Origin of the sequence: Sphingomonas sanguinis, from assembly GCF_019297835.1 — a bacterium.
Classification (GTDB): domain Bacteria; phylum Pseudomonadota; class Alphaproteobacteria; order Sphingomonadales; family Sphingomonadaceae; genus Sphingomonas; species Sphingomonas sanguinis_D.
On record NZ_CP079203.1, the window covers coordinates 4047308 to 4072713 of the forward strand.

A 25406-nucleotide genomic window follows, 5' to 3' on the forward strand; every position below is an offset into this window, starting at 1 on the left:
ATGGAAAAGACCGCCTATATCGACCGGACCGGCGGGCCAGAGGTCATCCAATGGCGGGACGAGGAACTGCCCCCGCCGGCCAAAGGCGAGGTGCGGATGCGCCACCATGCGGTCGGGCTGAACTATATCGACACCTATCATCGCAGCGGGCTGTACCCGATCGACCTGCCGGGCAAGCTCGGCTCCGAAGCGGCGGGCGTGGTCGAGGCGGTGGGCGAGGGCGTGACCGACTTCGCGGTCGGCGACCGGGTGGGCGTGTTCGGCCCGGCGCGCGGGGCCTATGCCACGGCGCGCAACGTCGCGGCCGACCTGCTGGTGCCGCTGCCCGATCATGTCGACGACCGGACGGCGGCCGCGATCCTGCTGAAGGGCGCGACGACCGCTTTCCTGATCGAGGATTGCGCGAAGGTGCAACCCGGCTGGACCGTGCTGGTCCATGCGGCGGCGGGCGGGGTCGGGCATCTCGCGGTCGGTTGGTTGAAGGCGATCGGCACGACCGTGATCGCGACCGTCGGGTCCGAGGCCAAGGCGGAGAAGGCCCGCGCGGCGGGGGCCGATCACGTCATCCTCAACCGGCAGGAAGACGTCGCGGCCCGCGTGCGAGAGATCACCGGCGGCGCGGGCGTGCCCGTGGTGCTGGACGGCGTGGGCAAGGCGACCTGGGAAGCCTCGCTGAACAGCACGGCGCGGCGCGGGCTGGTGGTCAGCTTCGGCAATGCCTCGGGCGCGGTGGACGGCGTCAATCTGGGCATCCTGGCCGCGAAGGGCTCGCTGTTCGTGACCCGTCCGACCCTGTTCGACTATGCGGTGACGGCGGATGAGAAGCGCAGCCTGATCGCGCGGGTCTTCGCGATGCTGAAAAAGGGCGCGATCACGCCGGAGATCGGCCAGTCCTTCGCGCTGACCGATGCGGCCGAGGCGCACCGGGCGATCGAAGCGGGGGAGACGGTGGGGAGTACGATTCTTATTCCGTGAGGGTGGGCGCGTGGGCTTCGACTTCGGGTGTTTTGGTGTGATCTTCCAAACCCCCGTTCAGGCTGAGCGAAGTCGAAGCCCAACGGATACACCCCGCCCGAAAACCCCGCTAACCTGCCGCCGAAATCCGCACCCGGAGACCTAGATGATCGCGCTCCTGCCCCTCGCGTTGCTTGCCGCTCAGACCACCCCCGCGACCCCGCCAGCCCCCGCCACCACCGAGGCCCCCAAGCCCGTCATGGTCCGCATCGCGATGCAGACCAGCCTCGGACCCGTCGTGCTGGACCTCGACCGCACCCATGCGCCGATCACCACCGCCAATTTCCTGCGCTATGTCGACCAGCATCGGCTGGACGGCGTAACCTTCTATCGCTCCGTCCGCGTCGCGCCCGATTTCGGTTTCGTCCAGTTCGGTATCCAGAATGAGCCCAAGCGCATCCTGCCCCCGATCGCGCATGAGCCGACGACCAAGACCGGCATCAAGCATACGGACGGCACCATCTCGATCGCACGCCTGGCCCCCGGATCGGCGCGCGGCGACTTCACGATCATGGTCGGCGACCAGCCCTCGCTCGACGCCGATCCGTCCAAGCCCGGCGACAATCTGGGCTATGCCGCTTTCGGCCATGTCGTCGAGGGGATGGACGTGATCCACAAAATCCTCGACCAGCCCGCCGACCCCGCCAAGGGACCATTCAAGGGCGAGATGCTCGCCGCGCCGGTGAAGATCCTTTCCGCCAAGCGGGTGACCCTGGCAAAGTGACATGCTGTTGATCGTCGGCACCGTGCGTCTACCGCCGGAAAACCTTAATGACGCACGGCCGGTCATGCGGCGCATGGTGGAGGCCAGCCGCGCCGAGCCGGGATGCTTGGACTATGGCTATGCCGAGGATGTGCTCGACCCCGGCCTTATCCATGTGAAGGAATTGTGGACCGATCAGGGGGCGCTTGATCGGCACTTCGCCTCGTCGCAAATCGCCGAGTGGCGGGCTGCTTGGCCGGAACTGGGCATCGGCGAGCGTCGGCTGGTCGTTTACGAGGTGGGCGAACCGCGCATGACCTGAATTATGGTTTTAGGCTGTTCGCTCAACGTGTCCCCCGCGATGCGCGCTTGTCGCTGCCTGACCTTCAGCGGCACGGCTACGGCGACGAACAGAGCCATGGCACCGAAGAGCAAAGCTGCGTCGAATTGTCGTTGCAGCAGGGCGATGGCAATGGCGCAGGGGATCGCGACGATGGGCGTCAGCTTGGTGACCCACCACAATATCGGTCCCCACCCGGGCCGATCGCTGACCTCTTTACCCAGGAGCAGCAGCACCAGCGTGGCGATCAGCTTGGCACCGAGCATGAGGGCGACGACCCAGCTCAACAGGTCGATCGGGGCGGAAAAGCCGAAGCTGAAAAGCACCTTCCACTCCCCCAAAAAGAAAGGGGCCTTGCGGCCCCTTTCCCCGTAGTGACATCGTGCAGGGATCAGCCGCTGTAGTACATGTCGTACTCGACCGGGCTGGGGGTCATTTCCCAGCGCATCACTTCGCTCATCTTCAGCTCGATATAGCTTTCGATCTGGTCCTTGGTGAACACGTCGCCCTTCAGCAGGAAGTCGTGGTCGGCGGCCAGCGAGTCGAGCGCTTCGCGGAGCGAACCGGCGACGGTCGGGACCTGGGCCAGCTCCGCGGGCGGCAGGTCGTACAGGTTCTTGTCCATCGCCTCACCCGGATGGATCTTGTTCTGGATACCGTCCAGACCTGCCATCAGCAGCGCCGCATAGGCAAGGTACGGGTTGGCCAGCGCGTCGGGGAAGCGCACTTCGACGCGCTTCGACTTCGGGCCGGTGCCGTACGGGATGCGGCACGAAGCCGAGCGGTTGCGCGCCGAGTAAGCGAGCAGCACCGGCGCTTCGTAACCCGGCACCAGACGCTTGTACGAGTTGGTGGTCGGGTTGGTGAAAGCGTTGATCGCCTTGGCATGCTTGATGATGCCGCCGATGAAGTACAGGCAGGTTTCCGACAGGCCCGCATAGCCGTTGCCGGCGAACAGCGGGGTCTTGCCTTCCCAGATCGAGAAGTGGGTGTGCATGCCCGAGCCGTTATCTTCCTTGATCGGCTTGGGCATGAATGTCGCGGTCTTGCCATAGGCATGGGCGACCTGATGCACGACATACTTGTAGATCTGCATGCGGTCGGCGGTCTGGGTCAGCGTGCCGAAGGTCAGGCCCAGCTCATGCTGCGCGGCGGCAACCTCGTGGTGGTGCTTGTCGCAGGGCAGGCCCATTTCGAGCATGGTGGTGACCATCTCGCCGCGGATGTCGACCGCCGAGTCGACCGGCGCGACGGGGAAGTAACCGCCCTTGGCGCGCGGACGGTGGCCGAGATTGCCACCCTCATATTCGCGGCCGGTGTTGGTCGGCAGCTCGATATCGTCGATCTTGAAGTAGGACGACGAATAGGTCGTGTCGAACTGCACGTCGTCGAACATGAAGAATTCGGCTTCCGGGCCGACATAGACGGTGTCGCCGATGCCGGTGGTCTTCACGAACGCCTCGGCGCGCTTGGCGGTCGAGCGCGGATCGCGGGCGTACAGCTCGCCGGTCGACGGCTCGACGACGTCGCAGAACACGATCAGCATCGGGGTGGCCGAGAACGGATCGGTATAGACGGCGTCGAGGTCCGGCTTCAGGACCATGTCCGACTCGTTGATCGCCTTCCAGCCTTCGATCGACGAACCGTCGAACATCAGGCCGTCGGTGAACTCATCCTCGCCCAAGATCGAAGCGACCATGGTCAGGTGCTGCCACTTGCCCTTGGGATCGGTGAAACGCAGATCGACCCACTCGATCTCTTCGTCCTTGATCTTCTTCAGGATGTCGCTGGCCGTATTCGCCATGTGCCGTTCTCTCTCTGCTTAGATCCGACGCCCGGAGATGACCGGGGCCGGTGAAAAACCTTAATCGGCCCGGATGTCGGTCCGATGACGGTGAGGGTGGGGTTGCGTCAGATCGCCGCGTCGTCGCGTTCGCCGGTGCGGATGCGCAAGGCGGTTTCGACCGGGATCACGAAAATCTTGCCGTCGCCGATCCGGCCGGTCTGCGCGGCGGCGGCGATCGCCTCCACCACGCGTTCGGCTAGCCCGTCCTCGACCACCACTTCCAGCTTCACCTTGGGAAGGAAGTCGACGACATATTCGGCGCCGCGATACAGCTCGGTATGCCCCTTCTGGCGGCCGAAGCCCTTGGCCTCGGTGACGGTGATGCCGGACACGCCGATTTCGTGCAGCGCTTCCTTCACCTCATCGAGCTTGAAGGGCTTGATGATCGCCTCAATCTTTTTCACGAGCCTTGCTGTCCCCGCTGGTGTTCGAACCCTCGCCCGATCGCATGCGTAGCATGGACCGTGCCAATTGCGTCGCCCTCGTAGGAGGGTAGTAAAATGCTAAGAATTGCGCCCGCAAAACGGGCATATCCCTGCTCGCTGCCCAAATAACGGGCAGTGCTCACAATATGCTCCGTATGGTTTCGGGCGGACGGGCGATGACGACGCCCTTCTCCGTCTCGACCAGTGGACGCTGGATCAGGATCGGCTGCGCAACCATGGCGGCCAGGACGATATCATCCTCCGCAGACAACAGCGCTTCCGCCCCGGCCTCGGTCTTGCGTAAGCCGTCTCGCGGCGACAGCCCGGCCTTCGCATAGAGGCGGCGAAGCTCGTCCGCAGCGGGCGGGGTCTTCAAATATTCGATGACCGTCAGGTCGACGCCCGCATCGCTTAACAGAGCCAGCGTCTGGCGAGAGGTGCCGCAGCGCGGATTGTGATAGATGGTCGCTTGGGTGGCCATGACCGATGTATGCGCCCCGCGATGGCGAAAGCCAAGGTCGAGATGCGCGCAGCGAGCGGGACAGGCGCACGACCCGTCCCGCTCTATCGGCGACGATTAGGGCTGCTGCTTGATGGCGCGCTTGACGGCCGTCACGAAGTGATCGCCGGGCCGTGCCTTGCACTGATCAACCACGACGGGGACGATCTTTTCGACGCCGTCGACGGTGTAGGTCGGATGCGGCTTGCCCTTAGGGCCGTAGTTAGCAGCATAGACGATGGCCTGCGGGCGGAAGCTCTCATCGAGCATCCCGAAATCGTGGCAGGAGACGGTTTCCATCTTCTTGCCCGATTTCAGCACTTCGATGACCCGAACGCCATTCTTGCCGGGCACATGGGCCTGTTCATAGACGCTCTGGGCGAAAGCACCGGACGAAACCGCAGCGACCGAAAGCACGGCGGCGAAACCGAAAGTCTTGAGCATTTTCATCTGAAAAACCCCTCTCGTTTAAAGGCATTGCGAAAATGCGCCCTGTGAGAGGCCGTTCCCACGGATGAAATAGATTTCATGAGGGGCGGATGTAGACTCTGGAAGACCCGCCACGCAACCGTCTGTATCAGCGACGCTTTCAAAAAAAACGGACATGTGCGGTGGTTCGCACATGTCCGTTTTTTAATCCCCGGGCCGGGTTCGGATCAGCCCTGCTTGGCGAGCCATTCCTCGAGCCACTTGATCGTATAGTCGCCCTTCTGGAACTCCGGATCGTCGAGCAGCGCCTGGTGGAGCGGGATGGTGGTCTTCATCCCCTCGATCACGAACTCCTCCAGCGCGCGGCGCAGACGGCGCAAGGCGCCTTCGCGGGTCGTGCCGTAGACGATCAGCTTGGCGATCATGCTGTCGTAATAAGGCGGAACCTTATAGCCCTGATACAGGCCGCTATCGACGCGGACATGCATGCCGCCCGGCGCGTGATACATCTTCACCGTGCCCGGCGAGGGGGCGAAGGTGCGCGGGTCTTCCGCGTTGATGCGGCACTCGATCGCGTGCCCCCGGAACTGCACGTCCTGCTGGCGCAGGGTCAGCGGATGGCCTTCGGCGATACGGATCTGCTCGCGCACCAGATCCAGGCCGGTGATCATCTCGGTGACGGGATGTTCGACCTGCAGGCGCGTGTTCATCTCGATGAAATAGAACTCGCCGTCTTCCCACAGGAATTCGATCGTGCCCGCCCCGCGATAGCCCATGTCGGCCATCGCCTTGGCGACCACGCCGCCCATGCGCGCGCGCTCCTCGGCCGTGATGATCGGCGAGGGGGCTTCCTCCAGCACCTTCTGGTGGCGGCGCTGGAGCGAGCAGTCGCGCTCGCCCAGATGGATCGCCTGGCCGTTGCCGTCGCCGAACACCTGGAATTCGATATGCCGGGGGTTGCCCAGATATTTTTCCATGTAGACGGTGGCGTCACCGAACGCGGCCTTCGCCTCCGAACCGGCCTGCTGCATCAGCGTTTCGAGCTGGTCCTCGGAGGACACGACCTTCATGCCGCGTCCGCCGCCGCCCGAGGCCGCCTTGATGATGACCGGATAGCCGATCTTGGTGGCCAGCGCCTTGGCCTCATCGAGATCCGAGATCGCGCCGTCCGAACCGGGGACGAGCGGCAGGCCGAGCGCACCGGCGGTACGCTTGGCCTCCACCTTGTCGCCCATGATCCGGATATGTTCGGGCTTCGGGCCGACGAAGATCAGGCCGTGCGCCTCGACGATCTCGGCGAACTTGGCGTTCTCCGAGAGGAAGCCGTAACCCGGATGGATCGCGTCCGCGCCCGAAATCTCGGCCGCCGAGATGATGTTCGGGATGTTGAGATAGCTGTCGGCGGCCGCGGGCGGGCCGATGCACACCGCTTGGTCGGCGAGGCGCACATGCATGGCATCGGCGTCGGCCGTGGAGTGCACGGCGACCGTCTCGATCCCCATCTCGTGACAGGCGCGGTGGATGCGAAGCGCAATCTCACCGCGATTGGCGATCAGGAGTTTCTTGATCTGCGCCAAGGCGGCTTACTCGACGACGACCAGGGGCTGGTCGAATTCGACCGGCTGGCCGTTCTCGACCAAGACGGCGGTGACGGTGCCCGCTGCGGTCGCGGTGATCGGGTTCATCACTTTCATGGCTTCCACGATCAGCAGCGTGTCACCGGCGGCGACCTTCTGCCCGACCGAGGCGAAGGGCTTGGCGCCCGGCTCGGCCGACAGATAGACGGTGCCGACCATCGGCGACTTCACCGCATTGGCGGAGACGGCCGGCGCTGCGGCTTCCGCAGGCGCAGCGGCTGCAACCGGGGCGGCGGCCACCGGAGCGGGCGCGGCGGCGGGTGCCGGGGCATAGGCCACCGGCGCGGCCGGAGCGGCCTTGCGCGCGACGCGGATCTTGCGGTCGCCATGCTCGACCTCGATCTCGGTCAGGGCGGTGGCGTCGAGCAGCTCGGCGAGCTGACGGACGAGGTCGACATCGACCTTCATCGCTTGTTCAGTCTTTTCGGTCATGGGACGCGCTCCTGTCAGAACCGGGCGGCGGCTTCAAGCGCGAGCAGATAGGAATGCGCGCCAAAACCCGCGATTGTGCCTTTTGCGGCACGCCCGATGAAGCTCTCATGACGGAATGGCTCCCGTGCATGAGGGTTGGATAGGTGAACCTCGATCACCGGGGTCGTCACCGATTTGATCGCATCATGGATCGCGATCGACGTGTGGGTAAAGCCCCCGGCATTGAGCAGCACGGCTTTCGCTTCATAAGCCTGGGCCTCGTGCAGCCAGTCGATCAGATGGCCTTCATGGTTGGACTGACGCATGTCGATCTCCAGATCGAGCTCGCGTGCCCGGTCCTCCAGCAGCCCCGCAATATCGTCCAGCGTGTCATGGCCATAGATATGCGGCTCGCGCAGGCCGAGCAGGTTCAGGTTCGGCCCGTTGAGGACATAAACGGTCGCGGGCATCGGCACTCCCATGGTTGCGGCTCGGGATGGCCGGGCCTAGATCGAGGGCCTTCCTTAACCGCATGCCCTATCCCACGTCGAGCGGGCAGCGACTTGCATGGTAAGTGACGCATATGCCCCATACCGATGGAACCGTGACGATCACCGTGAATGGCGAGCATAAGCGGGTTGCCGCCGGACTGTCGCTCGCCGATCTGGCCAGCCAGCTGGGGCTGGTGCCCGAAAAGGTGGCGGTGGAGCGCAATCTGGAGGTCGTGCCGCGCTCGACGCTGGCGGACGTGCAGGTCGAGGATGGCGACGAGATCGAGATCGTCCATTTCGTCGGCGGCGGCGATCATGCCGCACCGATCCTGGACGATGATTCGTGGGAAGTCGCCGGACAGCGTTTCCGCTCACGCCTGATCGTCGGCACCGGCAAGTACAAGGACTTCGCGCAGAACGCCGCGGCGGTCGAGGCGGCGGGGGCGGAGATCGTCACCGTGGCGGTGCGCCGGGTGAATGTGTCGGACCGCAATGCGCCGATGCTGACCGACTATATCGACCCGAAGAAAATCACCTATCTGCCCAACACGGCGGGCTGCTTCACCGCCGAGGATGCGATCCGCACGCTGCGGCTGGCGCGCGAGGCGGGCGGCTGGGAGCTGGTCAAGCTGGAGGTGCTGGGCGAGGCCAAGACGCTCTACCCGGATATGTATGAGACGCTGCGCGCGACCGAAATCCTGGCCAAGGAAGGCTTCAAGCCGATGGTCTACTGCGTCGACGATCCCATCGCGGCCAAGCGGCTGGAGGATGTCGGGGCAGTCGCGATCATGCCGCTGGGCGCGCCGATCGGCTCGGGGCTGGGCATTCAGAACAAGGTGACGATTCGCCTGATCGTCGAGGGTGCGAAGGTGCCCGTGCTGGTCGATGCGGGCGTCGGCACCGCGTCAGAGGCGGCCGTCGCCATGGAGCTGGGCTGCGACGGCGTGTTGATGAACACCGCCATCGCCGAGGCCAAGGACCCCGTGCTGATGGCCCGCGCGATGAAGGCCGGGGTCGAGGCGGGGCGCATGGCCTACCGCGCCGGGCGCATGGGAATGCGGCGCTACGCCGACCCTTCCAGCCCGCTTGCAGGCCTCATCTGACATTAATTTCAGGGAACTTGCCGCGTAACGAACCGTTCTGCTTCCGAGTGTTCAACGGGATTTGTCAATCCCCAGTAAATGGAGGCCGCAATGGGTGAGCTGACCGACAAGATCAAGGGCAATGTCAACGAGCTGGTTGGCAAGGCCAAGGAAGCGATTGGCGAGCACAACGGCAACGACAAGCTCGTCGCCGAAGGCGAAGCCCAGCAGGTCGAAGGCAAGGGCCAGCAGATGAAGGGTTCGGTCAAGGGCGCCCTTGGCGACAACATCTGAATCTGCTAGCCGTTTTCTGACTAAAGCAATCAGCAACGAACTCGCCGCCCCGGTTATGCCGGGGCGGTTTTCTTTTGTCTGTTGTAGCTTATCACGGTTGCTATCGATTGTATGGTAGCGGTATCTTTGCTTTCTCGTGTGATTTGAACCGCACCATCATCGACATGGCGCGGGTTCGCTCGACGTGCGATCGACCTTACCGCCCTGCGATGCGGGATAGGGTCGTCACCGGGGTAATCACCTCGATGTCGGTTTTCAGATGCAGTAAGCGGACGCCCGTTTCGGCCATGGCGCGGGCGAGGGCAGGGGCGAAGTCTTGCGTCTGCGTCACCGTCTCGCTCCAGCAGCCATAAGCCCGTGCCAGCGCGGCGAAATCGGGGTTGGCGAGACTCGTCGCTGCGACACGGCCGGGATATTCACGCTCCTGGTGCATACGGATGGTGCCATAGCCGCCATTGTCGACGACGATGACCAGCATCGACGCGCCGTGCTGTACGGCGGTCGCCAGCTCCTGCCCGTTCATCAGGAAACAGCCATCGCCCGCCAACGCGACGACCATGCGGTCCGGGTGGCGCAGCGCGGCAGCGGTGGCGGCGGGGACGCCGTACCCCATCGCGCCGCAGGTCGGGGCGAGCTGGCACCCCGGCTCGTAGCGCCAATAGCGATGCCACCAGCCCGAATAATTGCCCGCGCCGTTGCACAGGATCGAGTCAGCCGGAAGCGCCTCTCGCATCGCCGCGACGCATTGCCCCAGGTCGAGCGTCACGCCCTCGCGCGGCGCGGGTTCTGACCAGGCGAGATAGTTGGCATGGGCCTTCGCGCCGGACATGTGAGTCGCTCCGCGATCTCGCGCCAGCACGTCCAGCATCGCCGCGCCCTCGAACACGTCGCAGCAGAGCGCCAGATCGGTGCGATAGACGCTGTGCAGTTCCTGCGGGTCGGGGTGGATATGGACCAGCTTCTGTCCCGGATGATCCGGTGTGATGAGCGCATAGCCGTCCGTCGTCGCCTCGCCCAACCGCGCGCCGAGCACGATCAGGAGGTCGGCCTCCCGAACCCGTGCGACCAAAGCGGGGTTGGGGCCATAGCCCAGATTGCCCGCATAGACGGGGCATGAACTCGGCACCGCATCCTGGCGCCGAAACGCGGCGACGAGCGGTATGCCGGAGGTTTCGCCCCATTGCGCGACCATGCGAACCGCATCGTCGTTCCAATAAGCCCCGCCGACAATCGCCACCGGGCGCTCGGCGGCGTTGATAAGCTCTTGGACCTCCAGCGCGTCGGAGATCAATACGTCCTGCGCAGGCCGCTCGATCCGGGGGCGGGGCATGCCTTCCACCAAGTCGCACAACATATCCTCGGGCAGGGCGAGCACCACCGGTCCCGGTCGCCCGTTCATCGCGGTGGCATAGGCGCGGGCGATATATTCGGGGATGCGCGCGGCATCGTCGATTCGCGCTGCCCATTTGGCAAGCGGGGCGAACATCGCCTGAAAGTCGACCTCCTGAAAGGCTTCGCGGTCGCGCGTGCCCCGGTCGACGTCGCCGATGCACAGGATCATCGGTTGCGAATCCTGCCGCGCGACATGCACGCCGATCGCCGCGTTGGTCGCGCCCGGCCCGCGCGTGACGAAGGCGATCCCCGGCCGCCCGCTCAGCTTGCCGTCGGCACAAGCCATGAAGGTCACGCCGCCTTCCTGCCGACACGTCACCAGATCGATGGCGGGCGTGTCGTGCAGCGCGTCGAGCACCGCCAAGAAACTCTCGCCCGGCACGGTGAAGATACGGTCGCACCCCTGTTCGAGAAGCGCATCGACAAGCAGGCGTCCGCCGGTTTTCAAAGTCATGGACGGCAGCCTAACGCCGCTTCGTGACAAAGCGCAAACGCTCGCCTGCGCAAAGCGTAAAGCCTGGCTTGACCCGGCTCCGTGCCTCCGCCTAACGCTTGCGCCATCATAGGGAGGACGCCCATGCAGAAGCTCTATTCCGACGCGGCCGTCGCGCTCGACGGCCTGCTCCATGACGGCATGACGATCTGCGCCGGGGGCTTCGGCCTGTGCGGCATCCCGGAGCGGCTGATCGACGCGATCGAGGCCGCCGGGGTCAAGGACCTGACCATCGCCAGCAACAATGCCGGGATCGACGGCGTGGGTCTGGGCAAGCTGCTCCGCTCGCATCAGGTGAAGAAGATGATCTCGTCCTATGTCGGCGAGAACAAGGAGTTCGAGCGGCAATATCTCAGCGGCGAGTTGGAGGTCGAGTTCTGCCCGCAAGGGACGCTCGCCGAACGCTGCCGGGCCGGGGGCGCGGGCATTCCTGGCTTCTATACCAAGACCGGGGTCGGCACGAAGGTCGCCGAGGGCAAGGAGGTGAAGAGCTTCGACGGCGAGGACTATATTCTCGAACGCGGCATCCGCGCCGATCTGTCGATCATCAAGGGGTGGAAGGCCGACGAGGCCGGGAACCTGATCTTCCGCAAGACCGCGCGCAACTTCAACCAGCCCATGGCGACGGCGGGGCGCATCTGCGTGGCCGAGGTGGAGGAGGTGGTGCCGGTGGGTTCGCTCGATCCCGACCAGATCCATCTGCCGGGCATCTATGTGAAGCGGATGATCGTCGGCGCGCCGTATGAGAAGAAGATCGAGTTCCGCACGGTGCGCGAGCGGGTCTGATTTTTTGGGGGAGGGGGATGCGGAGAGCGCCAGCCCTCCCCCCGACCCCCTCCCGCCTGCGGGAGGGGGAGCGCGCTTGGCGGACATAGGGGGCTGAAACGCATGTCATGGAAGCAAAACGGTAGCAGCAAAACCTCTCCCCTCCCGCAGGCGGGGGGGGGCGAGGGAGGGAACGCCGTTCTGAGGCTAGGCATGGCGCTAGCCACCGCCCTGACCCTGTCCGGCTGCGTCGTAGCGGTCGGCAATAACAGTCCAGCCCCGTCGTCCTCCGTCCCGACCGGGAAAGAAAAGCTGGCAGGGATGCAATATCTCTACGGTTCGGCCGAAGCCGACGCGATCTCGCGCCAGGCCTGGAACGCGCTCGTCACCTATGCCGCCGACCGGGTACGCCGTCCGCAAGCCGACAGCGTCGTGCTGGCCCAGGGCGCGAGCCTGGAAAACCCGCGCTTCACCTCCTGCACGGGCAAGCGCCCGGCGGCCGTCTTCGACGTCGACGAGACGGTCCTTCAAAATCTCGGCTTCGAATATGACGATCTGACCGGCCGTCCCGACCGCGACTTCCCGACCCGCTGGCGCGCCTGGGAGCAGAGCGATGGCCATGCCGTCCTGCCCACCCCCGGCGCGGCGGAGGCGATCGCCGATCTGCGCGCGATGGGCGTGACGGTGATCTTCAACACCAATCGCGACGATCCCGCCGGGGCCGCGCGGGTGATCGAGGCGGCGGGGCTTGGCCCGGCGGTGCATGGCGACACGCTGTTCGTGCGGCCCGACACGGGCAGCGGCGACAACAAGGACCCGCGCCGCTGGCAGATCGCGCAGCGTTACTGCGTGATCGCGATGGGCGGTGATCAGCTCGGCGATTTCAGCGAGTTGTTCAACACCTCTGCCACGGTGGCGCAGCGCCGGAGCCGTGCGGACGCCCCGCGTATCGCCGCGCTGTGGGGACGCGGCTGGTTCGTCTTCCCGAACCCCGTCTATGGCAAGGCGCTGAAGGGCAGCGCCGACGACATCTTCCCCGCCGACCGGCGGTGGCACCCGACAGGAGAGTAACGATGGCCTGGACCCGCGACGAAATGGCCGCCCGTGCGGCCAAGGAGCTGAAGGACGGTTTCTACGTCAATCTCGGCATCGGCATCCCGACGCTGGTGGCCAACCATATCCCGCAAGGCGTTGAAGTCACGCTGCAATCCGAAAACGGGATGCTGGGCATCGGGCCGTTTCCCTATGACGACGAGGTCGATCCCGACCTGATCAACGCGGGCAAGCAGACGATCAGCGAGCTGCCGCACTCGGTCTATTTCTCGTCCGCCGACAGTTTCGCGATGATCCGGGGCGGGCATATCGACCTGACCGTGCTGGGCGCGATGGAAGTGTCCGAGGGCGGCGACATCGCCAACTGGATGATCCCAGGCAAGATGATCAAGGGCATGGGCGGCGCGATGGACCTGGTCGCGGGCGTCAAGAAGATCATCGTCGTCATGGAGCATAATGCCAAGGACGGCAGCCCGAAATTCATCCCCGAATGCACCCTGCCGCTGACCGGCCGCAACGTCGTCGACATGATCGTCACCGACCTGGCGGTTTTCCAGCGCCCCGATCACGACAGCGCCTTCCGCCTGATCGAATGCGCGCCCGGCGTCACCGCCGATGAGGTGGCGGCGAAGACGACGGCGAAGTTCGAGCGCTGATGACCTATACGCTCGTCACCGCGAACCGGAATTATTCGAGCTGGTCGCTGCGCCCCTGGTTGCTGATGAAGGCGCTGGGGATCGGCTTCACCGACCGGATCGAGCCGTTCGCGGCGGCGGAGAACTACGAGGCGTTCCGCGCCTTCTCGCCGACGGGGCAGGTGCCGGTGCTGATCGATGGCGAGCGGACCGTTTGGGACTCGCTGGGCATCACGCTGTATCTGGCCGAACGGCATCCGGGTGTCTGGCCCGAGGACGAAGCGGCGCGGGCCTGGGCGATGTGCGCGGTGGCGGAAATGCATGGCGGCTTCGGCGCGCTGCGGGCCGAGCGAACGATGAATATCGGGGTGCGGGTGGACGCCAAGCCAGCATCACCCCGGCTGGAGCGCGATGTCGCACGGCTGGCGGAATTATGGGGCGAGGGGCTGTCGCAATTTGGCGGGCCCTGGCTGGCGGGTGATCGGTTCTCGGCGGTCGATGCCTTCTACGCGCCGGTCGCGTTCCGGGTGCGGACCTACGGCATCGATGTCGGCCCGGTGGGGGCAGCATGGGTCGAGACGGTTCTGGCGCATCCAGCGATGCGGGATTGGGAAGCGCAGGCGCTGGCGGAGACGTGGCGCGACCCGGATCATGAAATCGAACTGGCGGAGTGCGGCGGCGTGACGGCGGACTATCGCGCCAAGGGGTAAGGGCGGGGCGTGGCCTTCGACTTCGCTCAGGCTGAACGGAGGTTGTGAAGGGCCGCCTCGCTCGCTCCGTTCAGCCTGAGCGAAGTCGAAGGCCAAGGGAATCCCCACCGAAATCGAAATAACATTGCGCCACACCTTTGCGTCGCGTGCCTTTTCGGATAACAGCGCCCCCATCATGGCCCAACGACCCCAGACTCTGTACGAGAAGATCTGGGCCGCGCACGTTGTCGAACGGCGGCCCGATGGCACCTGTCTCATCTATATCGACCGTCACCTCGTCCACGAGGTGACGAGTCCGCAGGCGTTCGAGGGGCTACGTGCCGCCGGGCGCAAGGTGCGTCGTCCCGAGCTGACGCTGGCCGTCCCCGATCACAATCTGCCGACCACGCCGCGCAAGGACGCGAACGGCAACCTCCTGCCCATCGCCGACCCGGAAAGCGCGCAGCAGCTGGAGGCTCTTCGCCGCAACACGGCCGAGTTCGGCGTCGACTATATCGACGCGACGGCGGCGGCGCAGGGCATCGTCCATGTCGTAGGTCCCGAACAGGGCTTCACCCTGCCGGGCACGACGCTGGTCTGCGGCGACAGCCATACCTCGGCGCATGGTGCGCTGGGCGCGCTGGCTTTCGGCATCGGCACGTCGGAGGTCGAGCATGTGCTGGCGACCCAGACGTTGCTGCTCTCCCCGTCCAAGACGATGGAGGTCCGCGTCGACGGCGTGCTGGGCCACGGCGTATCGGCCAAGGACGTGGTGCTGGCGATCATCGGCAAGATCGGCGCGGCCGGCGGGACCGGCCATGTCATCGAGTTCACCGGCAGCGTCATCCGCAACTTGTCGGTCGAAGGTCGCCTGACCATCGCCAACATGTCGATCGAGGGCGGTGCCCGCGCGGGCCTGATCGCGCCGGACGAGACGACCTTCGCCTATCTGAAGGACCGTCCGATGGCGCCCAAGGGCGCGGATTGGGACAAGGCGGTCGCCTGGTGGCGGACGCTGCCGACCGATCGGGGTGCGGTCTACGACAAGGTCGTGACGCTCGACGCCGCCGACATTGCGCCCAACCTGACCTGGGGCACCAGCCCCGAGGACGTGGTGCCGATCACCGGCGTCGTGCCCGACCCCGACAGCTTCGCCGATCCCTCCAAGCGCGAAGCAGCGCGCAAGTCGCTGGATTATATGGGTCTGACCCCCGGCACCGCGATGCAGGACATCGGCGTTCAGCATGTCTTTATCGGCAGCTGCACCAATAGCCGGATCGAGGATTTGCGCGCCGCCGCCGCCGTGGCGCGCGACCGCAAGGTGGCCGACGGCGTTCGCGCGCTGGTCGTCCCCGGCTCGGGCCTAGTGAAGCGCCAGGCCGAGGAAGAGGGGCTCGACCGCATCTTCGTGCAGGCGGGCTTCGAATGGCGTGAGCCGGGCTGTTCGATGTGCCTGGCGATGAACCCGGACAAGGTGCCCGCGGGCGAACGCTGCGCCTCGACCTCGAACCGCAATTTCGTCGGTCGGCAGGGGCCGGGTGCGCGGACCCATCTCGTTTCCCCCGCCATGGCGGCGGCGGCGGCGGTGACCGGGCGCCTTTTCGATGTTAGAGAGTTGAAGACGCACGATTTCGATCGTGAAGACGTTTGATAGCGACGACTCTGACAGGGACGATAGGGGAAGCCATCATGAAGCACGTATTGGTCATGCTCGTTACCGGCGCGGTTCTGTGCGGCGCGGCCGCCTATGCGGCCGGTATCGCCTCGCGCCCTGCGGTGGCCGAGCAGCGTCCGGCGCGCGCGGGCTGACGCCGAAATTTTCGAATACAGGGATGATGGAATGAATCCGGTCACGACCGTCTCCGGCACCGCTTACCCTTGGGGTGCCAAGAATATCGATACGGATGTCATCATCCCGGCGCACTGGCTGAAGACGATCACCCGCGCCGGTCTGGGGCGCGGCGCGTTCGAGACGGTACGTGCGCAGGCGGGCAATATCTTCGACGATCCGCGCTATGCGGGCGCGCCGATCCTCATCGCGGGCGACAATTTCGGTTGCGGGTCCAGCCGTGAACATGCCGCATGGGCCTTGGCCGATATGGGCATCCAGGCAGTGATCGCGCCCAGCTTCTCGGACATTTTTTCGGGCAACGCCTTCAAGAACGGCATTGTGCCCGTGGTCCTGCCGCAAGATGCGGTCGACCGGCTGATCGAGGTGGCGAAGGACCAGCCGATCACCGTAGATCTGGAGACGATGACCGTCACGACGCCGTTCCAGGATCGCTTTGCGTTCGAACTGGACCCGTTCCGCCGCGAATGCCTGATGAAGGGGCTGGACGAGGTGGGGCTGACCCTGGCGCGCGATGAAGCGATCGGCCGCTTCGAGGGCGAGATGGGCGAGGGACGCCCCTGGATCGCCGGGCGGCAGCGGCTGGATGCGGCGGCGGCCAGCGCCTGAGCGCGATCAGGACGCGACGACGACCACACCCGCGATCAGCGCCCACATGGCAAGCGATCCGATAACGCCGTTGACGATGCCGAGCATCGGGTTGCCCCGACGATCCGGTGGCATGACGCGGGGATCAGGCATGACACTCTCCTAGGTTGTCGGTGACGGTCCGGAAGTGGCCGGATCCGTCCCGTTTTGCTTTCATTTACACTACGCTCCACTGGCCTCCCGGGTTCCATTCGTTACGCCTGCGCAACGGTGTTCGCGGGCGTGGTCAACACATGATCGGCGCATCGGTTGCACGCGGGCGCGCCGCCCCCTATCTCGGTCGCAGTGATGGAATGGCCCATAGGGGTTGGGGGATGGCGAACCGATGACCAGTTTCGACGATCGCAGGAAGGGCCTGGAGGCCAAGTTCGTGGCCGATCAGGACATGCTGTTCCGTATCACCGCGCGGCGCAACCGGCTGGTCGCGCAATGGGCGGCCGAGCGGATGAAGCTGACGCCCGCCGAGACCGACGCCTATGCCAAGGCGGTCGTGCAGGCCGATTTCGAGGAAGCGGGCGATGAGGATGTCATTCGCAAGCTGCTCGGCGACCTGACCGCCGCCGGGATCGACGTGGACGAGGTCGAGGTCCGCCGCGCGCTGGACGAGCAGCAAGTCGAGGCGCGCCGCCAGTTGATGGAGAGCCGCTGACCATGCCGATGGCCGCCGACGACATCGCCACGATGATCCGCACCGCCATTCCCGATGCCGAGGTCCAGATCACCGACCTGGCCGGGGACGGCGACCATTATGCCGCGCATGTCGTGGCCGCCAGCTTTGCGGGCATGAGCCGCGTCGCGCGCACCCGCGCCGTCTATGCCGCGCTCGGCGGACGCATGGGGGGCGAGCTTCACGCGCTGCAGTTGACCACCGCGGTTCCGGCCGCCTGACCCGTTTCCTTCAAGGACGATTGATATGACCGACGATACGAATGCGCGGATCGACGCGCTGGTGAAGGACAATGCCGTCCTCCTGTTCATGAAGGGCACACCGCTCTTCCCGCAATGCGGTTTCTCCAGCCGTGCGGTGGCGATCCTGAACCATCTGGAAGTGCCGTTCGAAAGCGTCGACGTGCTTCAGGATCAGGGCATCCGACAGGGGATCAAGGCCTATTCGGACTGGCCGACCATCCCGCAGCTCTATGTGAAGGGCGAATTCGTCGGCGGATCGGACATCATGATGGAGATGTACGAAAGCGGCGAACTGGCCGAGCTGGTCCAGGACGTGAAGACCGCGTGATGTAACGAAGGGCCGGATGAAAATCCGGCCCTTTTTCATTCCTCCCCTGCAAGGGGAGGGGGACCATGCGCAGCATGGTGGAGGGGGATCGCCCCAAGGGCCGTCCTGTGTTGAAGCCCCCCTCCGTCAGGCCTGCGGCCTGCCACCTCCCCGTACCGGGGAGGATAAAGACTGCCTATTGACTACGCCTGTAATCGGAATAGGATTACGCTTGTAGTCAATCAGAGGGCGAGTCGATGGCCGAGCGTATCAGCGATGCCGAACATGCCGTGATGGAGGTCCTGTGGGAGGAGGCTCCGCTGACCGCGCAGGATGTCGCGGAGCGGGTCGATCCCGAACGCGGCTGGAGCACCAACACCGTCAAGACGCTGCTCGGCCGGTTGCTCGCCAAAAGCGCCATCGTACATGAGGAACAGGGTCGGCGTTACCTGTACCGCCCGCTGGTCGCGCGCGACGATTATGTCGTCGGCGAGTCCCGTCGCCTGATCGACCGGCTGTTCGGCGGCCGCCTGACCCCGCTGGTTGCGCATCTGGCCGAGCGCGACGAACTGACCGCGCAGGACATTTCCGAGATCGAGGCGCTGCTCAAGGAGTTGAAGGCGTGAGCGGCGCGCAGCTTGGCTGGGCGGTGGAGGCGATGATCGCCTCGACCCTGCTGATGGCGCTGGTCCTGCTGGCCCGTCGCCATGTCCGTCAGGCCTTCGGGCCGCAGATCGCCTATGCGCTCTGGGCCTTACCGCTGCTCCGGCTGATCCTGCCGCCGCTGCCGCGCGGCCTGTCCGAGCAGGCGACCCCGCCACTGGCCGCCGCGAGCGAGCGCTTCACCACCTATGTCGTGCTGCCGATGACGGCGCAGGTGACGTCCCAGATGCCCGCCACGCTCGACGCGCCGAGCATCTGGCCGATGGTGGAGCAGGGGATCGCGCTGTTCTGGATCGTCGGGGCGGCAGGGTTTCTGGGGTTCCAGGCGCTGCGGCACTGGCGGTTCCGCACGCGGTTGCTCGCCGATGCCGAGCCGCTGGATGCGGTCGAGGGCGTGCGCGTGGTCGCCAGCGACGGCGCGCCGGGGCCGCTCGCCTTCGGGATCTGGCGGCGCTACGTCGCCTTCCCGCGCGATTTCGCCGAGCGCTACGACGCCGACGAGCGCGATCTGGCGCTGGCGCATGAGCTGGGCCACCATGCCCGCGGCGACCTGATCGCCAACTGGATCGCGCTCGCCGTGCTGGCGCTCCACTGGTTCAACCCGCTGGCGTGGCGGGCTTTCCACGCTTTCCGTGCCGATCAGGAGCTCGCCAATGACGCCCGCGTCCTGAAGGGGCGCAGTCGCGCCGATCGCCATGTCTATGCCTGCGCCATCGTGAAGGCCGCGCATGGCCGCGCGCTGTCGGGTGCCTGTCATCTGCATACCATCGATGATCTGAAAGGGAGGCTGAAGATGTTGACGACTTCTCCGAAATCGCGTCGCCAGCTGGCGATGGGAGGAGCGACCGTATCGCTGCTGGTGCTGGCCGGGCTGGGGGCGACCGCCTCCGGCACCCCGGCGGCGGCGGCGCTGACCAAGAAGGTGGAGCGGACGCTGGGCGTCGACCTGACCAGCACGGTCGCGGTGCTGCCCGCCGTCCCCCAGACGACACCCGAAATGCCCAATCCGCCTGTCGCGCCGGAGGCTCCGGAAGCGTTGACGACGACGGCTCCGGAGATCCTGACGACCACGGCACCGGTCGCCCCGCTCGCCGCTGCCGTCGCCCAGACGCCGGAAACGCCGGAAACCCCCGCCACGCCCCGGACGCATATCGTCACGACGCGCAGCGGCCAGCGTGTGCGCGTCATCACCACCGACGGTGCCTATGCGATCCCCGCCTCCAGTATTCCGCTGGTTCAGGCCCGCAATTGCGGCACGGGGAGCAGCGACACGCGCACGAGCTACACCACCACCGATGGTCGGACGCAGCGCTCCGTGACCGTGATCTGCACCGACCGCATCCGCCGGGACGCGGCGGAGGCGGGTGCAGTGGCCAAGAACATGCCACGCGTCGAATCGCGCCTGTGCGGCATCGGCGGCGTCGATGGCCGCACCAGCTTCACCACCACCGACCGCAACAGCGGCCGCCAGGTGACGGTGATCTGCACCGACCGGATCGAAAATGACGCGCGCACCGCGTCGATGCAGGCCACGGCGGCGATGCGGTCGGCGCAGTTCGCCAAGCAGACCGCCAAGCAGCAAATGGCGAGCGGCCTGGCCAGCATCGCCATCGCGCGGACGACCATCATGCAGCAACGTCACCTGTCCGACGAGGACCGTCGCGAGGCGCTGAAGGATCTGGACGAGGCGACCGCCGAGTTGAAGGCCGAGATGGCGCATCCCGACATCGACTGACCCTGTGATCCGCAAGCCCCGCGCCGGTTCCTAGGTGCGGGGCTTGCTCTTTTTCAGCGGCTTGCCCACATGACAACTAATGGCTGAGCACCCGACCGGCATTCCGATCCTGCTTGAGCCGCTGGTTACCCGCGTGCTCGCCCCCAATCCGTCGCCCTTCACCTATACGGGCACGCAGAGCTATGTCGTGGGCGCCCGCGATGTGGCGGTCATCGATCCAGGGCCGGACGAGCCCGCCCATATCGATGCCCTGACCCGTGCGATCGCCGGGCGGCCGGTGGTGGCAATCCTCATTACCCATCACCACCGCGACCACAGCCCGGCCAGCCGCCCGCTCGCCCGGCTGACCGGCGCGCCGATCATGGGCGCGGCGCCCTTCGCCGCCGATTATGACGGCGGGCGGACGGACGCCGCGTTCGACCGTGAATATGCCCCCGACCGGGTGTTGGCGGAGGGCGAGGGGGTGCACGGCGATGGCTGGACGCTGAGCGCGATCGCCACGCCGGGCCATACCTCTAACCATCTCGCCTTCGCGCTGCCCGAGACGAAGGCGCTGTTTTCGGGCGATCACGTCATGGGCTGGTCGACCAGTATCGTCTCGCCGCCGGATGGCGACATGGCGGCCTATATGGCGAGCCTCGACAAGCTGATGGCACGCGAGGACCGCGTCTATTATCCGGGGCATGGTGAGGCGGTGGACAATCCGCAGCGTCTGGTGCGCGGGATGCTCGGCCATCGCAAGCAGCGCGAGGGGCAGATATTGCGGCTGCTGGCGGCGGGCGAGGGGCTTGCCATCACGGCGATGACCGAGCGCATGTATGTCGGGCTGAACCCCAAATTGATTCCGGCGGCGGAACGATCGGTGCTGGCGCATCTTTATGACCTGCGAAACCGCGGGCTGGTTCGCGAGGAAGGAGCATCATGGATCAGCGCGGCGTGACCCCGCCTGTCGAAACGCCGCCATCCCGACCACGTGCGCGCGGTGGCGTCGGCCTGTTCCTGACCAAGGTGGCGGGCGTTTTGGTTCTGCTGATCCTGGCCGGATTGATCGTGGTGTGGGGTGTCCAGCGCTATGTCGAGGATCGGCTGACGCCCGATCCGACGACCATCGCCCGTGCCAGCCTGGACGGCCTGCGCGAACAGAACCGCCTCTCCGCCTTTGCCGCGCGCTATGTCGCGGTCGTCACCTCGCGCCAGTCGCAGCTCGGCTTTTCGACCGAGCGGACGCTCATCATGCCGGGCATGGTCCGTTACGAGGTCGATCTGGGCAAGCTGCGCCAGCAGGACGTGCGCTGGGACGCGACCAACCATGTGCTGTCGGTGACGCTGCCCCCGGTCGAGATCGATGGGCCGCAGGTCGATCTGTCGGCGATCCGCGAATATGGCTCGGGCGGCCTGCTGACCACCTTCACCGATGCCGAACAGCGTCTGGACGCCGCCAACCGCACGGCGGGGCAAGTCGAGCTGATGCGGCAGGCGCGGGCGCCCGCACCGATGAAGCTGGCCCGTGACGCGACCCGGCGCGCGGTAGAGCGCAGCTTCGCCATGCCACTGCGCGCGGCGGGCGTGGAGGCCAGCGTCAAGGTCAGGTTCTCGGACGAGCCGTCCAATGACGAACGCTGGGATACGACACGGACCGTGCAAGAGGTTCTCAGCAACGCCGGCTGACGTGCCCGATTGTCGCCGCACCACCTTGCGCCTAGGGGGAATGACATGACCATCCAGACGAATCTGACGGGCCTCGACCTGCGCGCCGAGATCGATCGCCTCCGCAAGGAACGCAACGCCGTCATCCTCGCCCATTATTACCAGAAGCCCGAGATTCAGGACCTGGCCGATTTCGTCGGCGACAGCCTGGACCTCAGCCGCAAGGCGCAGGCGACCGACGCGGACGTCATCGCCTTTTGCGGCGTGCGCTTCATGGCGGAGACGGCCAAGATCCTGTCGCCGGACAAGATCGTCGTGCTGCCCGACATGGCCGCCGGGTGCAGCCTGGAGGACAGTTGCCCGCCCGAACAATTCGCCGAGTTCCGGGCGCAGCACCCGGATCACATCGCGCTGACCTATATCAACTGCTCGACCGAGGTGAAGGCGCTGTCCGACATCATCGTGACGTCCTCGTCGGCGGAGCAGATCCTGGCGCAGATCGACCCTGCGCAGAAGATCATCTTCGGCCCCGACCGCAATCTGGGCGGCTATCTGGCGCGCAAGACCGGCCGTGACATGCTGCTGTGGCCGGGCGTGTGCATCGTGCACGAGGCGTTCAGCGAGACCGAACTGCTCAAGCTGCGGGCCGAACACCCCGACGCGCCGATCGCCGCGCATCCCGAATGCCCGGCCGTGATCCTCGACCACGCCGATTATGTCGGCTCGACGCGCGGCATCCTGGAATATGCGCAGACCGTCACCAGCGACACGCTGATCGTCGCGACCGAGCCGCACATCATCCACCAGATGCAAAAGGCGATGCCGGGCAAGACCTTCATCGGTGCGCCGGGTGCGGACGGCAACTGCAACTGCAATATCTGCCCGTATATGGCGCTCAACACCATGGAGAAGCTGTACCTCGCGCTGCGCGACCTGACCCCGCGCGTCGAGATCGAGGAGGGGCTGCGGCTTCAGGCCAAGAAGAGCCTCGACGCGATGCTGACGCTCGCCAGCGGCACGGTCGGCAAGGGCGATCTGGGTCCGCGTCCGTGACCGAAGGCGTAATAGAGGGTTTCGACCTCGACGCTTTCGTAAAGGCGACGTTGGCCGAGGATCTGGGGCCGGGCGGCGACATCACCTCGGCGGCGGTCATCCCGGCGGAGGCGCGCTTCCTCGGCACCATGGCCAGCCGCGATGCGATCACCGTCGCAGGGCTGCCCATCGCCGAGGCGTTCTTCCGCCACCTCGACGCCGATGTCGTCATCGAGCGGCTGGTCGAGGATGGCACGAGCGTGTCCGCCGGCACCGATCTGCTCCGCCTGTCGGGCAAGGCGCGCGCGATGCTGACCGCCGAGCGGTCCGCGCTCAACACCGTCCAGCACCTGTCGGGCATCGCGACGATGACGGCGGCCTATGTCGCGGCGATCGCGGGTACGGGGGCCACCCTGCTCGACACGCGCAAGACCATTCCCGGCCTTCGTCTGGTCGAGAAATACGCCACCCGCATGGGCGGCGCACAGAATCATCGCATGGGCCTGTGGGACGCGGCGATGATCAAGGACAATCATGTCGCGGTCGCGGGCGGCATCGGTCCGGCCGCGACGGCGGCGCGTGAGGCGGGGATCGCCCGGATCATCGTCGAGGTCGACGCGCTCGACCAGATCGAACCGGCGCTGGCGGCGGGGGCGACCCATTTGCTGCTCGACAACATGAACCCGGCGCAGCTGGCCGAGGGTGTTGCGCTGGTCGCGGGCCGGGTGCCGACCGAGGCGTCGGGCGGCGTACGCCTCGACACCATTCGCGCCATGGCGGAATCGGGTGTCACCTATGTCAGCGTGGGTCGCTTGACCCAATCGGCCCCGGCGGCCGATATCGGACTGGATTTCGCCGCCGCCTGAGGCGGGCTTGGAAGGGGAAGATCGTGCGACCGAAGTCGGTGATATTGGGCGAGCGCCTGTCGCTGTTCGCCATCCTGCTGCTGGTGGTGCTCGCGGTCATCGGCTGGGGCGATACGGTCGCGCAGGCCGGGCTCGCGATCGCGCTGATCGCCAATGGCCTGCTGATCGGGTTATTCCTGCTCGGCACGCTGCTGACCACCCGGTTCGCCAGCCGGGTCGGGCTGGGCTTGCTGGTCGTGCTGACCATCCTGAACCTGCTCGGCTTTCTCTATCAGGTTTCGGTGGGTGCGTTGGCCGAGGGCGTGTTCGGCGTGTTGACGGCGGTACAGGCGGCGGCGTCGCTGGTCGCGGTGGTGATGCTGATGCGCCCCAACGCCCTGGCCTGGTATCGTGCGATGGCAGAGGTGAGCGAAGCATGAAATACGCAATGATCGGCATGGCGCTGCTGGCCGCGCCGCAGGTCCTGTCGGCGCAGACGCTGCAATGCACCGCGCCGAGCGGTCCGCAGTCGATCCGTCCCGATCTGCCCAGCCAGAGCCAGCCGACCCGCGTGCTGCCGATCGGCGGCTATACGCTGGCGATCACCTGGAGCCCGCAATATTGCCGCGATCCCAAGGGGGACAGCAGCTTTCAGTGCGGCGGCGCCAACCGCTTCGGCTTTACCCTGCACGGGCTGTGGCCCGATGGCGTGGGCAAGGACTGGCCGCAATATTGTCGCCCGACCGCGATCCTGCCGCAGGCGGTGGTCCGCCGCCACATCTGCGCCACCCCCTCGGCGCAGCTGATGCAGCATGAATGGTCCAAGCACGGCACCTGCATGAGCGGATATAGCCCGGCACGTTATTTCCAACGGTCGAACGCGCTCTATTACGGGCTGCGCTTCCCCGACATGGACGGGCTGTCGCGGCGCAACGCGCTGACGGCGGGCGATCTGGCGAGCGCCTTCGCCGCGGCCAATCGGGGCATGACCGCCGACATGATGCGCGTCACCGCCACGCGGCAAGGCTGGCTGGACGAAATCTGGATATGTCTGAACAAGGCGTTCCGCCCCGCCCGATGCCCGGCGCATCAGGGGGGATTGTCGCCCAACGCGCCGCTGAAAATCTGGCGCGGCGCACGCTGAGCGGGGCTACCCCTCCAGCACCACGCTGGAGGGGTGATGCTTGTCGAGATGCTTGCGGATGATCCGCAGGTTGCGGGTGTTCGACCGGAACATGATATCGGCTGCGTCGCCGATCAGCGGCACGAAGCCGAGCAGCGCGTCGAAGCCGACATTGCCCATCATCCGCGCCATCTGGAATTTGGACAGGCCCAGATTTCGCGCTTCCCAAATGATATAACTGCCCAGCGCGGCGGCGGCGATGTCGCCGATAATGGGGACCAGCCCCAGCACCACGTCCAGCCCGATCGGGCGGTTGAGGCCGGGAAGGACGACGACACGTTCCAGCAGGCGCTCCATCGCCTCGATCCGCTGGCGGCTGGCGGCGATGCTCTTGTCGAGCGGCAGAGCGTCGAATGCCGTGGGATCTATGCGGGACGTGTGGGCCATGTC

General features: G+C 65.9%; 33 protein-coding genes. 22 read left to right on the forward strand and 11 right to left on the reverse strand.

What is annotated here, in order from left to right; translation table 11 throughout:
* The 3 genes from KV697_RS18655 (at position 1) to KV697_RS18665 (ending at position 2039) form a co-directional block, all read left to right on the forward strand.
* Complete coding sequence (locus tag KV697_RS18655) at positions 1-975, forward strand: quinone oxidoreductase family protein (RefSeq protein ID WP_219019455.1); 975 nt, start codon at positions 1-3, stop codon at positions 973-975.
* Between the two features lie 145 nt (positions 976-1120).
* Positions 1121-1738: a peptidylprolyl isomerase gene (locus tag KV697_RS18660; RefSeq protein ID WP_219019456.1), complete on the forward strand. Its 618-nt coding sequence runs from the start codon at positions 1121-1123 to the stop codon at positions 1736-1738.
* A 1-nt stretch (position 1739) separates the two neighbouring features.
* A complete protein-coding gene (locus KV697_RS18665) occupies positions 1740-2039 on the forward strand; it encodes a putative quinol monooxygenase (protein WP_219019457.1) in 300 nt (99 codons plus the stop codon).
* On the opposite strand, the gene KV697_RS18670 is transcribed toward KV697_RS18665, so the two are convergent.
* The 8 genes from KV697_RS18670 to aroQ all read right to left on the reverse strand — a co-directional run bounded on the left by KV697_RS18670 (position 2009) and on the right by aroQ (position 7774).
* Positions 2009-2383, reverse strand: coding sequence for a hypothetical protein (locus KV697_RS18670; protein ID WP_257575444.1), 375 nt, complete (start codon positions 2381-2383; stop codon positions 2009-2011). The two genes, KV697_RS18665 and KV697_RS18670, sit on opposite strands and share 31 nt — an antisense overlap.
* 65 nt (positions 2384-2448) lie before the next feature.
* Positions 2449-3861, reverse strand: coding sequence for a type I glutamate--ammonia ligase (glnA, locus tag KV697_RS18675; RefSeq protein WP_219019458.1), 1413 nt, complete (start codon positions 3859-3861; stop codon positions 2449-2451).
* Between the two features lie 107 nt (positions 3862-3968).
* Positions 3969-4307 (reverse strand): P-II family nitrogen regulator, encoded by a 339-nt coding sequence (locus KV697_RS18680; RefSeq protein WP_007405799.1) that lies wholly within the window; start codon positions 4305-4307, stop codon positions 3969-3971.
* Positions 4308-4467: 160 nt separating this feature from the next.
* Positions 4468-4809, reverse strand: coding sequence for an arsenate reductase (glutaredoxin) (gene arsC / locus KV697_RS18685; RefSeq protein WP_219019459.1), 342 nt, complete (start codon positions 4807-4809; stop codon positions 4468-4470).
* A 96-nt stretch (positions 4810-4905) separates the two neighbouring features.
* Positions 4906-5277 carry an HdeA/HdeB family chaperone gene (locus KV697_RS18690; RefSeq protein ID WP_257575445.1) on the reverse strand — a complete coding sequence of 124 codons (372 nt, stop codon included), beginning with the start codon at positions 5275-5277 and terminating at the stop codon, positions 4906-4908.
* 206 nt (positions 5278-5483) lie between these two features.
* Positions 5484-6833, reverse strand: a complete 1350-nt coding sequence (gene accC / locus KV697_RS18695) for an acetyl-CoA carboxylase biotin carboxylase subunit (RefSeq protein WP_219019460.1) — start codon at positions 6831-6833, stop codon at positions 5484-5486.
* Positions 6834-6839: 6 nt separating this feature from the next.
* Positions 6840-7325 carry an acetyl-CoA carboxylase biotin carboxyl carrier protein gene (accB, locus tag KV697_RS18700; RefSeq protein WP_219019461.1) on the reverse strand — a complete coding sequence of 162 codons (486 nt, stop codon included), beginning with the start codon at positions 7323-7325 and terminating at the stop codon, positions 6840-6842.
* A 14-nt stretch (positions 7326-7339) separates the two neighbouring features.
* Positions 7340-7774 carry a type II 3-dehydroquinate dehydratase gene (gene aroQ, locus KV697_RS18705; protein ID WP_219019462.1) on the reverse strand — a complete coding sequence of 145 codons (435 nt, stop codon included), beginning with the start codon at positions 7772-7774 and terminating at the stop codon, positions 7340-7342.
* Between the two features lie 113 nt (positions 7775-7887).
* Here aroQ and thiS point away from each other — a divergent pair, with 113 nt between their 5' ends.
* Positions 7888-8898 carry a sulfur carrier protein ThiS gene (gene thiS / locus KV697_RS18710; RefSeq protein WP_219021511.1) on the forward strand — a complete coding sequence of 337 codons (1011 nt, stop codon included), beginning with the start codon at positions 7888-7890 and terminating at the stop codon, positions 8896-8898.
* Positions 8899-8988: 90 nt separating this feature from the next.
* Positions 8989-9171 carry a CsbD family protein gene (locus KV697_RS18715; RefSeq protein WP_219019463.1) on the forward strand — a complete coding sequence of 61 codons (183 nt, stop codon included), beginning with the start codon at positions 8989-8991 and terminating at the stop codon, positions 9169-9171.
* Between the two features lie 196 nt (positions 9172-9367).
* Here KV697_RS18715 and KV697_RS18720 read toward each other — a convergent pair whose 3' ends face one another.
* A complete protein-coding gene (locus KV697_RS18720; protein ID WP_219019464.1) occupies positions 9368-11017 on the reverse strand; it encodes a thiamine pyrophosphate-binding protein in 1650 nt (549 codons plus the stop codon).
* Between the two features lie 123 nt (positions 11018-11140).
* On the opposite strand from KV697_RS18720, the gene KV697_RS18725 reads away from it, so the two are divergent.
* The 6 genes from KV697_RS18725 (at position 11141) to leuD (ending at position 16656) form a co-directional block, all read left to right on the forward strand.
* Complete coding sequence (locus KV697_RS18725) at positions 11141-11842, forward strand: CoA transferase subunit A (RefSeq protein WP_219019465.1); 702 nt, start codon at positions 11141-11143, stop codon at positions 11840-11842.
* A 192-nt stretch (positions 11843-12034) separates the two neighbouring features.
* Positions 12035-12892 (forward strand): HAD family acid phosphatase, encoded by an 858-nt coding sequence (locus KV697_RS18730; RefSeq protein ID WP_219019466.1) that lies wholly within the window; start codon positions 12035-12037, stop codon positions 12890-12892.
* Positions 12893-12894: 2 nt separating this feature from the next.
* Positions 12895-13530 (forward strand): CoA transferase subunit B, encoded by a 636-nt coding sequence (locus KV697_RS18735; RefSeq protein ID WP_042490199.1) that lies wholly within the window; start codon positions 12895-12897, stop codon positions 13528-13530.
* Positions 13530-14219: a glutathione S-transferase family protein gene (locus KV697_RS18740; protein WP_219019467.1), complete on the forward strand. Its 690-nt coding sequence runs from the start codon at positions 13530-13532 to the stop codon at positions 14217-14219. Before KV697_RS18735 ends, KV697_RS18740 begins: the two co-directional genes overlap by 1 nt.
* 175 nt (positions 14220-14394) lie before the next feature.
* Positions 14395-15849 (forward strand): 3-isopropylmalate dehydratase large subunit, encoded by a 1455-nt coding sequence (leuC, locus tag KV697_RS18745; RefSeq protein ID WP_219019468.1) that lies wholly within the window; start codon positions 14395-14397, stop codon positions 15847-15849.
* Between the two features lie 189 nt (positions 15850-16038).
* On the forward strand, positions 16039-16656 hold the full coding sequence (gene leuD / locus KV697_RS18750) for a 3-isopropylmalate dehydratase small subunit (protein ID WP_219019469.1): 618 nt from the start codon (positions 16039-16041) through the stop codon (positions 16654-16656).
* A 6-nt stretch (positions 16657-16662) separates the two neighbouring features.
* On the opposite strand, the gene KV697_RS20215 is transcribed toward leuD, so the two are convergent.
* Complete coding sequence (locus tag KV697_RS20215; protein ID WP_257575446.1) at positions 16663-16788, reverse strand: hypothetical protein; 126 nt, start codon at positions 16786-16788, stop codon at positions 16663-16665.
* Between the two features lie 232 nt (positions 16789-17020).
* Here KV697_RS20215 and KV697_RS18755 point away from each other — a divergent pair, with 232 nt between their 5' ends.
* The 11 genes from KV697_RS18755 to KV697_RS18805 all read left to right on the forward strand — a co-directional run bounded on the left by KV697_RS18755 (position 17021) and on the right by KV697_RS18805 (position 24977).
* The gene (locus tag KV697_RS18755; protein WP_219019470.1) at positions 17021-17344 is read left to right on the forward strand and encodes a DUF1476 domain-containing protein; all 324 of its coding nucleotides are present in this window, start codon (positions 17021-17023) and stop codon (positions 17342-17344) included.
* A gap of 2 nt (positions 17345-17346) precedes the next feature.
* Positions 17347-17583 carry a BolA/IbaG family iron-sulfur metabolism protein gene (locus KV697_RS18760; protein WP_042490079.1) on the forward strand — a complete coding sequence of 79 codons (237 nt, stop codon included), beginning with the start codon at positions 17347-17349 and terminating at the stop codon, positions 17581-17583.
* Between the two features lie 25 nt (positions 17584-17608).
* A complete protein-coding gene (gene grxD / locus KV697_RS18765) occupies positions 17609-17932 on the forward strand; it encodes a Grx4 family monothiol glutaredoxin (protein WP_219019471.1) in 324 nt (107 codons plus the stop codon).
* A 236-nt stretch (positions 17933-18168) separates the two neighbouring features.
* Positions 18169-18537 carry a BlaI/MecI/CopY family transcriptional regulator gene (locus KV697_RS18770; RefSeq protein WP_219019472.1) on the forward strand — a complete coding sequence of 123 codons (369 nt, stop codon included), beginning with the start codon at positions 18169-18171 and terminating at the stop codon, positions 18535-18537.
* Positions 18534-20309: a M56 family metallopeptidase gene (locus KV697_RS18775; protein WP_257575447.1), complete on the forward strand. Its 1776-nt coding sequence runs from the start codon at positions 18534-18536 to the stop codon at positions 20307-20309. Before KV697_RS18770 ends, KV697_RS18775 begins: the two co-directional genes overlap by 4 nt.
* Positions 20310-20388: 79 nt before the next feature.
* Positions 20389-21249 (forward strand): MBL fold metallo-hydrolase, encoded by an 861-nt coding sequence (locus KV697_RS18780; RefSeq protein WP_219019473.1) that lies wholly within the window; start codon positions 20389-20391, stop codon positions 21247-21249.
* Positions 21231-21977 (forward strand): DUF4230 domain-containing protein, encoded by a 747-nt coding sequence (locus tag KV697_RS18785; RefSeq protein WP_219019474.1) that lies wholly within the window; start codon positions 21231-21233, stop codon positions 21975-21977. The genes KV697_RS18780 and KV697_RS18785 overlap by 19 nt, the downstream gene beginning before the upstream one ends.
* Before the next feature lie 45 nt (positions 21978-22022).
* Positions 22023-23009: a quinolinate synthase NadA gene (gene nadA / locus KV697_RS18790; RefSeq protein ID WP_219019475.1), complete on the forward strand. Its 987-nt coding sequence runs from the start codon at positions 22023-22025 to the stop codon at positions 23007-23009.
* Complete coding sequence (gene nadC, locus KV697_RS18795; protein ID WP_219019476.1) at positions 23006-23854, forward strand: carboxylating nicotinate-nucleotide diphosphorylase; 849 nt, start codon at positions 23006-23008, stop codon at positions 23852-23854. The genes nadA and nadC overlap by 4 nt, the downstream gene beginning before the upstream one ends.
* A 23-nt stretch (positions 23855-23877) precedes the next feature.
* A complete protein-coding gene (locus KV697_RS18800) occupies positions 23878-24273 on the forward strand; it encodes a hypothetical protein (protein ID WP_219019477.1) in 396 nt (131 codons plus the stop codon).
* The gene (locus KV697_RS18805; protein ID WP_219019478.1) at positions 24270-24977 is read left to right on the forward strand and encodes a ribonuclease T2 family protein; all 708 of its coding nucleotides are present in this window, start codon (positions 24270-24272) and stop codon (positions 24975-24977) included. The genes KV697_RS18800 and KV697_RS18805 overlap by 4 nt, the downstream gene beginning before the upstream one ends.
* Before the next feature lie 6 nt (positions 24978-24983).
* On the opposite strand, the gene KV697_RS18810 is transcribed toward KV697_RS18805, so the two are convergent.
* Complete coding sequence (locus tag KV697_RS18810; RefSeq protein WP_219019479.1) at positions 24984-25403, reverse strand: DUF4112 domain-containing protein; 420 nt, start codon at positions 25401-25403, stop codon at positions 24984-24986.
* Positions 25404-25406: the final 3 nt, after the last annotated feature.

What these genes read in the sequence shown, in the direction of transcription:
- KV697_RS18770 (WP_219019472.1), top strand. Translation starts at nt 18,169, where the DNA reads ATGGCCGAGCGTATCAGCGATGCCGAACATGCCGTGATGGAGGTCCTG.
- KV697_RS18730 (WP_219019466.1), top strand. Translation starts at nt 12,035, where the DNA reads ATGGCGCTAGCCACCGCCCTGACCCTGTCCGGCTGCGTCGTAGCGGTC.
- KV697_RS18810 (WP_219019479.1), bottom strand. Translation starts at nt 25,403, where the DNA reads ATGGCCCACACGTCCCGCATAGATCCCACGGCATTCGACGCTCTGCCG.
- grxD (WP_219019471.1), top strand. Translation starts at nt 17,609, where the DNA reads ATGACCGACGATACGAATGCGCGGATCGACGCGCTGGTGAAGGACAAT.
- KV697_RS18760 (WP_042490079.1), top strand. Translation starts at nt 17,347, where the DNA reads ATGCCGATGGCCGCCGACGACATCGCCACGATGATCCGCACCGCCATT.
- KV697_RS18785 (WP_219019474.1), top strand. Translation starts at nt 21,231, where the DNA reads ATGGATCAGCGCGGCGTGACCCCGCCTGTCGAAACGCCGCCATCCCGA.
- leuC (WP_219019468.1), top strand. Translation starts at nt 14,395, where the DNA reads ATGGCCCAACGACCCCAGACTCTGTACGAGAAGATCTGGGCCGCGCAC.
- KV697_RS18740 (WP_219019467.1), top strand. Translation starts at nt 13,530, where the DNA reads ATGACCTATACGCTCGTCACCGCGAACCGGAATTATTCGAGCTGGTCG.
- KV697_RS18715 (WP_219019463.1), top strand. Translation starts at nt 8,989, where the DNA reads ATGGGTGAGCTGACCGACAAGATCAAGGGCAATGTCAACGAGCTGGTT.
- KV697_RS18755 (WP_219019470.1), top strand. Translation starts at nt 17,021, where the DNA reads ATGACCAGTTTCGACGATCGCAGGAAGGGCCTGGAGGCCAAGTTCGTG.
- KV697_RS18655 (WP_219019455.1), top strand. Translation starts at nt 1, where the DNA reads ATGGAAAAGACCGCCTATATCGACCGGACCGGCGGGCCAGAGGTCATC.
- KV697_RS18725 (WP_219019465.1), top strand. Translation starts at nt 11,141, where the DNA reads ATGCAGAAGCTCTATTCCGACGCGGCCGTCGCGCTCGACGGCCTGCTC.
- thiS (WP_219021511.1), top strand. Translation starts at nt 7,888, where the DNA reads ATGCCCCATACCGATGGAACCGTGACGATCACCGTGAATGGCGAGCAT.
- KV697_RS18780 (WP_219019473.1), top strand. Translation starts at nt 20,389, where the DNA reads ATGGCTGAGCACCCGACCGGCATTCCGATCCTGCTTGAGCCGCTGGTT.
- KV697_RS18735 (WP_042490199.1), top strand. Translation starts at nt 12,895, where the DNA reads ATGGCCTGGACCCGCGACGAAATGGCCGCCCGTGCGGCCAAGGAGCTG.
- KV697_RS18805 (WP_219019478.1), top strand. Translation starts at nt 24,270, where the DNA reads ATGAAATACGCAATGATCGGCATGGCGCTGCTGGCCGCGCCGCAGGTC.
- accB (WP_219019461.1), bottom strand. Translation starts at nt 7,325, where the DNA reads ATGACCGAAAAGACTGAACAAGCGATGAAGGTCGATGTCGACCTCGTC.
- aroQ (WP_219019462.1), bottom strand. Translation starts at nt 7,774, where the DNA reads ATGCCCGCGACCGTTTATGTCCTCAACGGGCCGAACCTGAACCTGCTC.
- KV697_RS18660 (WP_219019456.1), top strand. Translation starts at nt 1,121, where the DNA reads ATGATCGCGCTCCTGCCCCTCGCGTTGCTTGCCGCTCAGACCACCCCC.
- KV697_RS20215 (WP_257575446.1), bottom strand. Translation starts at nt 16,788, where the DNA reads ATGCCTGATCCCCGCGTCATGCCACCGGATCGTCGGGGCAACCCGATG.
- KV697_RS18690 (WP_257575445.1), bottom strand. Translation starts at nt 5,277, where the DNA reads ATGAAAATGCTCAAGACTTTCGGTTTCGCCGCCGTGCTTTCGGTCGCT.
- KV697_RS18720 (WP_219019464.1), bottom strand. Translation starts at nt 11,017, where the DNA reads ATGACTTTGAAAACCGGCGGACGCCTGCTTGTCGATGCGCTTCTCGAA.
- nadA (WP_219019475.1), top strand. Translation starts at nt 22,023, where the DNA reads ATGACCATCCAGACGAATCTGACGGGCCTCGACCTGCGCGCCGAGATC.
- glnA (WP_219019458.1), bottom strand. Translation starts at nt 3,861, where the DNA reads ATGGCGAATACGGCCAGCGACATCCTGAAGAAGATCAAGGACGAAGAG.
- KV697_RS18665 (WP_219019457.1), top strand. Translation starts at nt 1,740, where the DNA reads ATGCTGTTGATCGTCGGCACCGTGCGTCTACCGCCGGAAAACCTTAAT.
- leuD (WP_219019469.1), top strand. Translation starts at nt 16,039, where the DNA reads ATGAATCCGGTCACGACCGTCTCCGGCACCGCTTACCCTTGGGGTGCC.
- arsC (WP_219019459.1), bottom strand. Translation starts at nt 4,809, where the DNA reads ATGGCCACCCAAGCGACCATCTATCACAATCCGCGCTGCGGCACCTCT.